This window comes from Alcaligenes sp. AB3 (genome assembly GCF_031844565.1).
Classification (GTDB): Bacteria; Pseudomonadota; Gammaproteobacteria; order Burkholderiales; family Burkholderiaceae_B; genus Alcaligenes; species Alcaligenes faecalis.
In genome coordinates, this window is record NZ_JAUZVM010000007.1 from 120320 (window position 1) to 132170 (window position 11851).

Consider the following 11851-nt stretch of genomic DNA (forward strand, 5'->3'; position numbering starts at 1 on the left):
CATGCTCCGCATTCAGCAGCTAGAGGTCTCCCGGGGGCAAGGCCCCCACGCTTTTCGTGTGCAACTGCCCGAGCTTGCTCTGGACGCGGGGCAGATTGTGGCCGTGACCGGCGTGAGCGGTTGCGGTAAAAGCACCTTGCTGGAAACCTTGGGGCTGCTTTTGCGACCCACTCAGGCTCAGGTCTTTACTTTGGGTAAAGAGGCCAAGGACATCAATGCCTTGTATGCCAGCGGGCGCGAGTCTGAACTGGCTCAATGGCGGGCCAGAAACCTGGGCTTTGTGCTGCAAAACGGTGGCCTGCTGCCGTATCTGTCCGTCTGGGAAAACATGGTTTTGCCGCGCCGCTTGTTGGGTTTGCCCGTCAAGGCAGACCATCTGGACGCAGCCATTGCTACCCTGAAGCTGGAACGACTACTGAATCTGTACCCCTCGGCCTTGTCCATTGGGGAACGACAGCGCGTGGCCTTTTCTCGCGCCATTGCTCACGCCCCTGGTCTGGTGCTGGCAGATGAACCTACCGCTGCTCTGGACCCCGAAACGGCTCATAATGTGTTCCAGCTGTTTTTCAGTCTGGCCAAGGAGCTGGATCTGGCGGTCTTGCTGGTCTCGCACGATTGGGACAGCTTGAGCCAGTTCGCCATTCCGCGTTTGCAAGCCAAGCTGGAACCGGGTTTGAGTATTTTTGTTCCCGAGGTTGCCGCCCCATGTTTGTGAACGTCTTTCGTCTGGCCTGGGCCGACTTGCGTTTTGACTGGCGCATTTCTTTTTGCATGGTGGCGGCCATGGTAGCCGTGGTGGCTCCCTTGCTGCTGCTCTTTGGTTTGAAGCACGGTGTGGTCACCCAGTTGCAGCAGGAGTTGCTGCAAGATCCACGCAACCTGGAAGTGAAGATGTTGAGCAGCGGCAGCTTTGACCAGGCCTGGCTGAACAAGCTGCGTCAAATGCCCGGCGTGGGCTATGCCATTGGCATGACACGCTCCTTGAATACTCAGGCAGATTTGCGTCTAGACCGACGCCGTTTTCTCGAAAACGTCGAAGTACTGGCCAGCGCACAGGGCGATCCCTTGTTGCAAAATCAGGCCCGTGACTTATCTCCCAATGAAATCATCCTCACTCAGGAAGCCGCCCGTCGCTTGAACTGGACAGCGGGCGAGTCCGTGTATTTGCGCCTGAGCCGCCGTCTGGACGGACAGCTGGAGCAGGGCAATAAAGCCATGACCGTGGTGGATGTGCTGGCGGAACACCGCTATTCGCGTCCCGCCGTGTTCGTGGCCCCTGAAACCTTGCTGGCTCTGGAATACGCCCGCGATGGTTTTCAAATCCCCGATTTTTCCCTGCTGACCGGCAAGCCTTTGGCCGCCGATATGCCCGTGCTCTACGCCCGCGCCCGTGTCTATGCCAGCACGATTGATCAGGTTGGCGAGGTGGCAAAAGGACTGGAGCAGCAAGGCATTCCGGTCGCCAGTCGCTATGCCGATATTGAGAATGTGCGCGCCATCAACCGGGTGCTGAGCCTGATCTTCGGTGTGATTGCCCTGACCGCTATCGTGGGCTGCGCGGCCTCTTTGGGCGGGGCATTTTTGGCGAACGTGGACCGCAAGCGCAAAGATCTGGCGGTCCTGCGTTTGCTGGGTATTGATAGCTGTGGAGTCATCCGCTATGTGCTGATTCAGGCCATTTTGTTAAGCCTGATCGCCTATGCCTTGGGACTGGGCCTGTATGGCCTGGGCAGTACCTTATTCAATCAACTACTGGTGGGAGATGGCCTCCAGACGGACTTCGTGTGTCGCATCACCATGGCCCATGCCCTGTACGCCTTATTGATGGTGGCAGGTCTGGCGTGTGTGGTGGCTGCAATCGGAGCCTGGCGGGCCGTTCGTGTTCAACCTGCGGAGAGTTTGCGTGAAATTTAATCCTTTGTTCAGTGCGGCCAGCTTGCTGCTGGGTTTTAGCGCTGTGGCGCAGGCAGCGCCCTGGGACGAGAAGTACTACAACCCCAAGCCAGCCGAAGGCGATGTGGTTCTGCCCATGCCTTGCGAAGGTGCCATGGTGTTTCGCCGTGTGGCCGTGCCCGTGGCCGGTCCTTTGGACGATATGCGTGTGGTGGTGGGGCAGGAAGCCGAGGAGTGGGGCTATATCGAACACAAGCGCCCCGAGTTCATTGCAGGCAGCTTTACCGATAGCAAGGCTGGTTCCTCGCGCTATTACCTGATGGCCAAGTACGAGCTGAACAAATTGCAGTATCAGGCCATGACGGAAGCCATTTGCCCGACACCCAAGAACACCCTGGTGGTGCCGCAGACCGACATCAGCTGGATGGACGCAGTGCATTTCTCCGACCTGTACAACCAGTGGCTGCGCGAGAACGCGGCCGACAAGCTGCCCAAGGAAGATGGTTTGGCTGGTTTTGTACGTCTGCCTACGGAAATTGAGTGGGAATATGCGGCGCGCGGTGGTTCGGCCTTGTCCTCGGCCGAGTTCCGTGACGTGCGTTACCCCATGCCCGAAGGCATGAATGAGTACGAGTGGTATGCCGGTGCGCAGTCCTCCAACGGAGCTGTGCAATTGATGGGGCGGCTCAAGCCCAATCCGCTGGGCCTGCATGACATGCTGGGCAATGTGGACGAGATCATTCTGGAGTCCTTCCGCCTGAACAAGCTGGATCGTCAGCACGGGCAAGCCGGCGGCTTTGTGGTGCGTGGCGGCAATTTCCTGTCCAAGCCTGAAGCACTGCGTTCTTCGGCTCGTAAAGAGCTGGCTTACTACGGCCCCAAAGGGCCCACACAAGCGAAAACAACCGGGATGCGGCTGGCCTTGGTGTCGATTGCCCTGACTTCGCGCGAGCGTGTGCAGGCTATTGAAAAGAGTTGGCAAGCTCTGGGCACCGAGCAAGGCACGGTGAACCCGAATGAGCCAGCCGAGGAGTCCGCGGTGCAGCGCCTGGGCTCCTTGGCCAGTACGCTGGAAGACGACAAGCTCAAAGCCCAGTTAAAGCAATTGGAAGGGGATTTGCGAGCGGCCAATCTGCGTCAGGAAGAGATGCGTGATCAGGCCATTCGCGCCAATCTGGAGCTGGGCTCGTTCCTGTGCACCAAGCTGAAAGACGATGTGCTCTTCGTAGAATTGCTGCACCGAAATTACGATGCCTTGTGCGAAGCCGATACGGATGACAAACAATGCGCCAGCCGCAAATTGAAGTTGGATGAGCAGGAAGACCGTGTCGCCAAGCTGGCCCGTTATTATGCGAGCAATTTGATTGATGCCTCGTCCTTGTACGGGCTGAACTTGCTGGAAAAACAGGTGCCGGTAGAGCGCCAGATGATGGAACAGAACAAGAGCCTCAGTGCCTTGAAACCCTACCTGGAAGTGCATTGGAAAAATCAGAAGGATTATCTGAAAACAGATGCCATTGATATCAATGCCTGGAAAAACAGTTGTAAATCCGTGCCCAACTCGTAAATCACGAGTCAATAAAAACAGACGTACTTCAATTGGAAGAGGAAGTTATGCAACACGTGCGCCGTTTTACCCCTAGAACTTTGCTGGGCAGCCTGATGCTGGGCGTGGCTTTGCTCTCGGGTTGTGCCAGTACTGGCAGTAGTTTGCTGGGCGGTACCCAGGCCGATGACCGTCTGACCAGTGGTCAGGATGCGAAATTCTTTAGCCGCTCGGGCTTTCAGGCGTGTGCCGGTGCCGCAGCGGTGGGCGTGCTGGCTTGCATGCTGTCCAATTCCAGCAATAAAGCGGCTTGCGCGATTATTGCGGGTGTGGCCGCTTGCGGGGTCGCCATGGGAACCAACTACTATCTGGACCAGCGTCGCACGGAATACGCCAATACCTCGGATCGTCTGGCCGCCATGCAGCGCGACGTAGAAGCCGATACGGCCAATATCATTGAGCGCACCAATACGGCTCAACAAGTGATTGCTGACGACAAGCGGCAGATTGCTGAAATCGAAAAGCACATGAAAGAAAAAACGATGGAGAAAAAACAGGCCGAGAAGCAATTGGCCCGTATCGATAAAAATATCGAAGTGCTCAATCGTGATCTGAAAAACATGAATGAAAAGGTCAGCCTGTACCGCGATGTAGCCGAGGCTGAGCGCAAGGACGGTGGCAAGAAGTCCGAAGTCCAGCGCCTGGACCGTCAGATTGACCAGATGAATGTAAAAGTGGCCGTGCTGCAAAAAGAAGTAGACGACCTGTATTCCATGCGTTCCGCCGTTACTTTGGGTTAAAGAGTTTCTTATGCGAGTATTTCTGCGTTGGACCCCCTTGGCTGCCAGCCTCTTGCTGGCCGGTTGTGCCACCACCATGAGCGAATGCGACCCCTCTGATCAGGACGCCGGCTTTTTCACCAAAATCAGTTGCGACACTTCGGGCGCGTATCGCCAGCATATTGATGCGCGCGAACAGGGCTTGTTGAGCGCACAGGAAGCCAATGCGCTGTTTCATCAGGTCTACAAGGATATTCAGACCCAGCAAAGTCTGAGCAAAGCCAGTCTGGCCCAGCAGCGTCAGGCCCAGACGGCCCTGAACCGTTCCATGGGGCAGTTGGTGCGCAGCTTGCAGGCCAGCAAAGGCAAGGAAGCCGGTTTGCAGAACCAGCTCAAGGACCTGGATAAGGGCCTGAAAGATGTGAACCGCTCTACCGAAGACAATAGCCCGGCCGCGATCGCCCAGAAGCAGCAGCAATTGCAGAAGCTGCAAAAAGACGTCAGTCGCCTGCAGTCCAGTTTGGGTTACGACGAGTAAAAGCCTATGCAGCGCGTCATTCTTGATTCGGTTGGACCATCCTCGGCGTATCAGCAGCATCAGCATGCGCTCAATGTGCTGAAACGCCAGGATGAACCCTTAACGCATCTGTTTTCCACCTATCAGGCTGATGGTTCCGACACCACGGCCTGGTGGACGGGCATGCAGGGGCAGGCCGTGCCCAAAAACAGCTTGTCTGCGGCACAGCAACAGGCTCTGGATGCGCGTTACCAGCAATCGCTGGACCGGATCGAGGTTCTGAGCCGCCAACTGCAAGAGCAGGGGGCGACGCAGGACGCGCAAGCGCTGCAAGCCTTGCTGAAAGATGTGTCGGCCAAAGGGGCGGTTTACAGCGTAGGCGGCAAGCCTTTGCTGGTCATGAGCGAGAACCCGGCGCTGTCGCCCGAGCCCTTGTTCGAGTCCTATCAGAAGCGGGTGGCACCGCCACCGCCTGTGCCACCTGTGGTGCCTGCGGCAGCAGCCGTAGGGGCAGGGGCTGCTGCGACGACGGCGGCCACCTCCAAAGCTCGTCCGTGGCTGTGGTTCTTGTTGGCCGCTTTGCTGGCTTTATTGCTGGCGCTGTTCTTGTCGTGGTGGTTCAAGTGGCCTCCGGGCTGGTGGGACAAGGAGGTGGTGCCAGTAGAGCCGCCCGCCGTGATCACGCCTGATCCTGTGGTGGAAGAGCCTGTTGTCCCTCCAGCGCCACCACCTGAAGAGCCGGTGGTGCCTGTTCCTGAACCGGAACCCGAGCCAATTAAAGTAGAGCCCGTGCCCGAGCCCGTGGTGGAAGAGCCGCCTGCGCCTCCTCCTGCACCGGAGCCGCCGCCCAAGCCCGAGCCACCACCGAAACCCAAGCCTGAACCCAAACCCAAGCCGGGTCCCAAGGTGTCGTCTGATCCTAACTTTGTGTGTGCTCAGGACGAAAAGGGTGAAGTGCTCAAGCCCGAGGTCTACATCATTTTTGATTCCTCCATGTCCATGTTGCTGAGCGTCGATGCCAAGATCCAGGACGAGGAGTGGTTCTTCAGTCAGGATCTGGACGATATGGGCTCCTGGAGTGATTACGCAACCCAGCGTGCTCAAGCCCTGTTCCGGGGTACGTCGCGTATTGATGCGGCGCGCAGTGCGTTCTCCAGCATGGTGGACAGTTTGCCGGCCGGACAGGATCTGCACTTGGTGACCTTTGCGCAGCAGTGTGCCGCGCCCAATTACCAGGGCCGCTTTACGACTGCACAGCGTGGACGCTTGAAGAACCTGATCCAGAATATCGAGGCCAAGGACAGTACCAACCTGGTGCAGTCCCTGAATCTGGCTGCCAGCCGGGTGGATGGGGTGAATCGGGATGCCTTGATCGTCTTGTTCGTGGATGGCAATGACGGTTGCGATCAGGATATTTGCGCCGTGTCGCGCAGCATTGCCCGTGCCAAGCCACGTTTGCGCATTAACGTGGTGGATATTACCGGGCAAGGTTTGTCGGCTTGCGCGGCAACGGCAACCGGCGGGGTCACATTGGCTCCCAAGCAGTCTGGTCAGATTGCCAAAGCCCTGCGCGATGCCACAACGGACTTTGTAAAGCGCGCCGAGCAAGCCTGCAAATAAACACATAGCTTGTTGATGTGCCGTGATCAGCCTGGGTTCGCCCAGGCTGATTCGTTTCTGGACAGGCAGAAAAAGACAGGGTCACAATAAGGGCCTGATGACTATGTGTGAACTTGCCAAGAGGGCTGAGGTCTGGTTCTGTCCGCATTGACCGTAAGTGATGCCAAGTTCGCGATGAGATTTCTGTGACAGAACGGGTGGTCTGAGGCTTGGAATCGTTTTACCCGAGACTTGGCTCCGCACTATTCAATACCGCTTTTGCGCTGAACTACGCATAGACTGTGGAAATGTCTACATCATCCTCTCGCCCTGACTCGCCCGAACGCCGCCTGCGTCGCATGAAGCGCAGCGCCTTGGCTTTGCTGGTGCTGACTATCTGCCTGTTCCTGCTAAGCCATGCCATGATGCGGCAGGGCGAGGCGGCTCCTATCGCCGGATTCTGGCCCTGGCTGCGTGCCTTTAGCGAGGCCGCCACCGTCGGTGCGTTGGCAGACTGGTTTGCCGTCGTGGCCTTGTTCCGCCACCCGTTGGGCCTGCCGTTTCCACATACTGCGATTATTCCCAACAAGAAAAATAGCCTGGGTGAAAGCCTGGGCGTCTTTGTACGCGACCACTTTCTGGATTCCGCCATGCTGCTGGAAAAGCTGCGCAGCCTGGACCCGGCCGCGCGTCTGGGGCAGTGGCTGTCGCAACCCGAGCAAAGCGAACGTGTCAGCCGTGCCTTGCAAACCGCCATGGGCGAGGCCCTGCGTTTGCTGGACGAACGCAGCGTCAAACAAGCGCTGACCGATGGCGTACGTGGCTACTTGATGCGGGTGGACATGGCCAGTTCCAGTTCCCAGATTCTGGGGCTGCTGACGCGCAATGCCCGCCACCAGCGCCTGCTGGATGAAGTCTTGCAGCAATTGGGTGGCTATCTGTCCAACGAGGCGGTCAAGCAGCGTGTGGCCGATGTATTGGTGCGCTACGCCCAGCGTGAATGGCCCAAGCTCCTGGCCATGGTCGGGGTGGTCACGTCGGTAGACGAGCTATCCGGCAAGATGGCGGACCGCCTGGCGCGCGCTTTGGTGGACGAAGTGCAAGCCATTTTGAGCGAACCCGAGCACCCCTTGCGCAAGGATTACGAGCAATGGGTACACGAGTATATTCAGCGCCTGGGCCAGGACCCGGACTTGATGGAGCAGGTAGAAGCCATCAAGCAGCGTTTTTTGCACCATAAAGATGTGGGTGAGTACATTGATGGCGTCTGGACGGATGTAATGCGTGTTGTACGTAATGATCTGGCCAAAGAGGATTCTTCTGTCGCGGCCCATCTACGTCAGGTAGCGCAGGACTTGGGTACACGCATGAATACGGATGCAACGCTGCGTGACACCCTGAATGAACACATGCTGTCCGCAGCGGCGGGATTGGCCGAGCAATTGCGTGAAGGAGCCAAAGACCATATCTCGCGCACCGTGCGTCAATGGGATGACAGGCAACTGGTGCGCGAGCTGGAACTGACAGTAGGCACGGATCTGCAATACATACGTTTTAACGGTACGGTGGTGGGCGGCTTGGTTGGCGTAGGCCTGCACGCGATCTTGTTATTGGGGCTGGTCTGAGAGACATGAGCAGACCGGCGTTATGCGTGCGTACCAGCCGTAGCTTGCAAACGTCGAAACGTAGCGGGCATTTATTGTAGGACCCAGGTGAGCGCACGGCCTTTGTGTTGCCAGGTATCTGCGAGGGTGGGAGCAGCGAGGTCTTGTATTTTTACCGACATGCTTTTAATCAGGCAACTTTCAGCAAGGGCACAGGCTCCTCGGTGGCATTGGGGTCGGGGACATAAGTAGATCGGTTCGCCATGCCGGTATTCAGCAATTGAATCGACAGTTTCAACTCCAGAGCCTGACGACTGAGTTCGTGGACGGTCTCCCCCAGGCTGCGGGCCAGATCGGCATTGTCGTTGGTGTCGTTGTCCATGGTGGAGACAGCATCGTTAATCTGCGCCAAACCGCTGGCTTGCTCGTTGGAGGCCGTGGAGATTTCGCTGATCAGATGCGTCACGTCCGAGACAGATTGCATGATCTCGTCCATGGTGGAGCCGGCCCGCTTGGCATGATGGGCGCCGGTTGCCATGCGTTTCAGGGAGTCTTCCACCAGGTGCTTGATTTCCCCGGCGGCCTGCGCACTTTTCTGCGCCAGACTGCGTACCTCACCGGCCACCACCGCAAAACCTTTGCCAGCCTCACCGGCGCGGGCTGATTCCACAGCGGCGTTCAGCGCCAGAATATTCGTCTGAAACGCCAAGCCTTCAATAATCGACACAATATCGCCAATGCGCTCGGAGCTATTGTGGATGTCCTGCATGGTGCTGACCATGTCCTGAACCACTTCGCCTCCACGCCTTGCGGTAGACAGGCTTTGGTCGGCCAGCTGATTTGCCAGCCTGGCATTGTCCGCGGTCTGCTGCACATTCATGGTCAACTGCTCCATATTCGCGGCCGTGCGCTGCAAGGAGCCGGATTGGGCGGCGGTGCGGTGGGATAGCTGGCGGTTGCCGTCCTCAATCTGTGTGGATACATCCAGAGAGGCCTGAATGCCCTGATGCACATCGCGAGCAAGGCTCAGCAGGCTCTTGCGCATCATGTCCATGTAGAAATACAGCTGTGCAATTTCCTGGCTGCGGGTGTGTTGTGGGTTCAGGTCGATCAGCAAATTGCCCGTTGCGATTTGCTGGGCGATATGGGTGGCGCTGTGCAGGGCCTGCATCATGCGCTGGGTCACGATCCAGCCGTAGGCCAGAGTGGCCAGACTGACCACGCCCAAGGACGCCAGCCCGGCTGTCAGATAGGTGCCGGATGCGCCGCTGCCCAGTAGCAAACCGGCGCTTAGCGTCACCAGGCCGCCTGTCAGAATCCCGAAGCGCAGCAAGCTGGCGCGCAGGCTGCGGTTCAAGGGCTGGAGCAGGGTGTTCAGGGCAGAGCGCCAGCCTCTGGCTTGCAACTGGCCTTCATGCAGACGAAAGCCGCGCAACCCTTGTTGCTGGATGGAGTGGTACAGATATTCTGCTTCCTTGATTTCTTTAGGCTGGGCGCGTACCCGTACCGAGGCATAGCCGCTGACGCGGCCGTTTTCGATTAAAGGAATGACGCGGGCCTTCACCCAGTAAAAGCCGCCGTCTTTGCGGCGGTTCTTGATCAGCCCCGACCAGGATCGTTGTTGCTTGAGGGTCTGCCATAAATCCTGAAAAATAACGGCCGGCATGTGGGGGTGACGCACGATATTGTGGGGTGCCCCGATCAGCTCTTCATGGCTGTAGCCGCTAACCTCGATAAAAACCGGATTGGCGTAGATGATGCGCCCCTTCAGGTCTGTTTTGGAGATTAAATAGGTTTTTTCGGGTACCTGTGTTTCATGAGAGGTAATGGCTTGGTTTTCACGCATGATCTGGCCCTGTTAAAGACGTAGGCGGGAAAGGACAGATCATTATGTTGCATATTGACTCAATTTTGTTACTTAGTATTTGTATTGGAGTCTAAATGTGTCACTGTGATGACGGCCCAAAACCAGGTTTGGAGAGAGCTTTTCTGGTCTGCTACTGCGTTGATTTTATTATTGATTATTGTTTTTTTGTTTTCCGGTATGCAAAAGAGATCCCGGATTTTTTGTTTTGTCTAGCTGTCAGTTGTGTCAGGCTCGGCGATGGGGCAGCCGAGCCTGATTTTATGGTTTAGCGGCGAATCGCTTCCAGGCGGGCATTGGCTGTTTTTGCACTTTGCGCCTGAAAGGGCTGCGTGTTCTGGTAGGACAGCACCTGCATGGTCGGAGCCTTGCTGAGTTGGGCTAAAGCAGGAGCGCTTTGAACGGATTCGGCAGAGCCTGTATTCAAGGCCTTGATCGCATCGGCCAGTTCGGATGCTTCCGTGGCCAGATCGCTCATGGTGTTGCCCAGATCTTGCACCAGGGCCGCGTTTTGTTGGGTCACCCCATCCATCTTGGCCATGGCTTCGTTGATCTGATCCAGACCGCTGGCTTGCTCGATCGAGGCGGTCGAGATCTCGCCAATAATATCGGTGACGCGTTTAACTGAATCCACCACCTCGCCCATGGTGTCGCCTGCGCGCGCGGCCTGTTCTGCACCGACCGCCATGCGGCTGACCGAGGCATCAATCAGGTTCTTGATCTCGCCTGCAGCTTGCGAGCTCTTCTGAGCCAGACTGCGCACTTCACCAGCCACCACCGCAAAGCCACGACCCGCTTCACCGGCGCGGGCCGACTCCACTGCCGCGTTCAGCGCCAGGATATTGGTCTGGAAAGCAATGCCCTCAATCACGGTGACGATGTCGCCAATACGGCGCGAGCTGTCGTGGATGCCTTGCATGGTCTGCACCACTTCATTGACCACCTCGCCACCACGTTGAGCAATTTGCATGCTGGCATCGGCCAATTGGCTGGCCTGATTGGCGTTGTCGGCGTTCTGGCGTACGGTGACCGTCAGCTCTTCCATGCTGGCAGCGGTTTCCTGCAAGGACGCGGCCTGGTCCTCGGTACGCGAGGCCAGATTGGTATTGTTCACTTCCAGAATGCGAGCGGCATGGATAGAGGCGTCAATCCCGGCACGGGCGTCACTGGCAATGCCTACCAGACTCTTGCGCATCAAATCCAGGCAGAAGTAGAGCTGGCCAATCTCCGAATTACTTTCGCTGGAATGCAGATCAATTTCCAGCTGCAGGTTGCCGGTAGCGATTTGCTGGGCGATCAGGGAGGCCTGGTCCAGAGGGCGAATCACGCGCTGGGCAATCAGCCAGCCGTAGCCCATCATTACGGCACTGGCCAGACACAGACCACCCGTCAGCCACAGGCCCGAACCTTGGGGAACACCCCCCGTCAGCGCAAAGTACAGGGCGGTGCCAGTCGTGGCCAGCGCCAGGGCACCCATACGGAACAGGCTGGCACGCAAGGAATTGCTGAAAGGACGGCGCAACTGGCTCAGGGCCTTGCGCCAGCCGGTGGGCACGGCACGGCCTTCATGCAGGCGCACACCCTTGGCGCGACCTTCATTGATGGCGGTGTACAGGTTTTCGGCCTCGTCGATCTGTTCCTGGCTGGGTTTGACGCGCACCGAGGCATAACCGGCTACGGTGCCATTTTCGTAAATGGGTACTGCCATGGCGTACACCCAGTAAAAACCACCGTCTTTGCGGCGATTCTTTACCACGCCCATCCAGGGGCGTTTGTTTTGCAAGGTGTCCCAGAAGTCCTGGAAGGCCTCGGGCGGCATGTCGGGGTGACGGACCAGGTTATGGGCCTTGCCAACCAGCTCCTCACGGGTGAAGCCACTGATCGCAATAAAGGCTGCATTCGCGTAGGTGATCCGACCTTTCAGGTCAGTTTTTGAAATAAGGTACTGATCGGCCCGGACACGAACCTCGTCCTGGGTAATGGGGAAATTCTTACGCATTCATCATCCTGGAGGAGAACAACAAAGGGGACGCGGGGGGCCGTCAAGCC

At 57.5% G+C, this 11851-nt stretch carries 9 protein-coding genes; 7 read left to right on the forward strand and 2 right to left on the reverse strand.

Annotated features, from left to right (window positions below):
- Nucleotide 1 precedes the first annotated feature (1 nt).
- From Q9R35_RS14510 to Q9R35_RS14540, 7 genes are all read left to right on the forward strand, one after another.
- Entirely contained in the window at nt 2-715 is a 714-nt protein-coding gene (locus tag Q9R35_RS14510) for an ABC transporter ATP-binding protein (protein ID WP_283737397.1), read from the forward strand.
- Nucleotides 706-1914: an ABC transporter permease gene (locus Q9R35_RS14515; protein ID WP_060186872.1), complete on the forward strand. Its 1209-nt coding sequence runs from the start codon at nt 706-708 to the stop codon at nt 1912-1914. Before Q9R35_RS14510 ends, Q9R35_RS14515 begins: the two co-directional genes overlap by 10 nt.
- Entirely contained in the window at nt 1904-3460 is a 1557-nt protein-coding gene (locus Q9R35_RS14520) for an SUMF1/EgtB/PvdO family nonheme iron enzyme (protein WP_311220028.1), read from the forward strand. The genes Q9R35_RS14515 and Q9R35_RS14520 overlap by 11 nt, the downstream gene beginning before the upstream one ends.
- A gap of 47 nt (nt 3461-3507) precedes the next feature.
- Nucleotides 3508-4239, forward strand: a complete 732-nt coding sequence (locus Q9R35_RS14525; protein WP_042487429.1) for a hypothetical protein — start codon at nt 3508-3510, stop codon at nt 4237-4239.
- A 10-nt stretch (nt 4240-4249) separates the two neighbouring features.
- Entirely contained in the window at nt 4250-4756 is a 507-nt protein-coding gene (locus Q9R35_RS14530; protein ID WP_042487427.1) for a hypothetical protein, read from the forward strand.
- 6 nt (nt 4757-4762) lie between these two features.
- Nucleotides 4763-6355 (forward strand): VWA domain-containing protein, encoded by a 1593-nt coding sequence (locus tag Q9R35_RS14535; protein WP_252606217.1) that lies wholly within the window; start codon nt 4763-4765, stop codon nt 6353-6355.
- Nucleotides 6356-6642: 287 nt separating this feature from the next.
- Nucleotides 6643-7959: a DUF445 domain-containing protein gene (locus tag Q9R35_RS14540; protein WP_252606218.1), complete on the forward strand. Its 1317-nt coding sequence runs from the start codon at nt 6643-6645 to the stop codon at nt 7957-7959.
- Nucleotides 7960-8128: 169 nt separating this feature from the next.
- Here Q9R35_RS14540 and Q9R35_RS14545 read toward each other — a convergent pair whose 3' ends face one another.
- Both Q9R35_RS14545 and Q9R35_RS14550 read right to left on the reverse strand, forming a co-directional pair.
- Nucleotides 8129-9784 carry a methyl-accepting chemotaxis protein gene (locus Q9R35_RS14545; protein ID WP_311220029.1) on the reverse strand — a complete coding sequence of 552 codons (1656 nt, stop codon included), beginning with the start codon at nt 9782-9784 and terminating at the stop codon, nt 8129-8131.
- A gap of 286 nt (nt 9785-10070) precedes the next feature.
- Nucleotides 10071-11801, reverse strand: coding sequence for a methyl-accepting chemotaxis protein (locus Q9R35_RS14550; protein WP_311220030.1), 1731 nt, complete (start codon nt 11799-11801; stop codon nt 10071-10073).
- Nucleotides 11802-11851 lie beyond the last annotated feature (50 nt).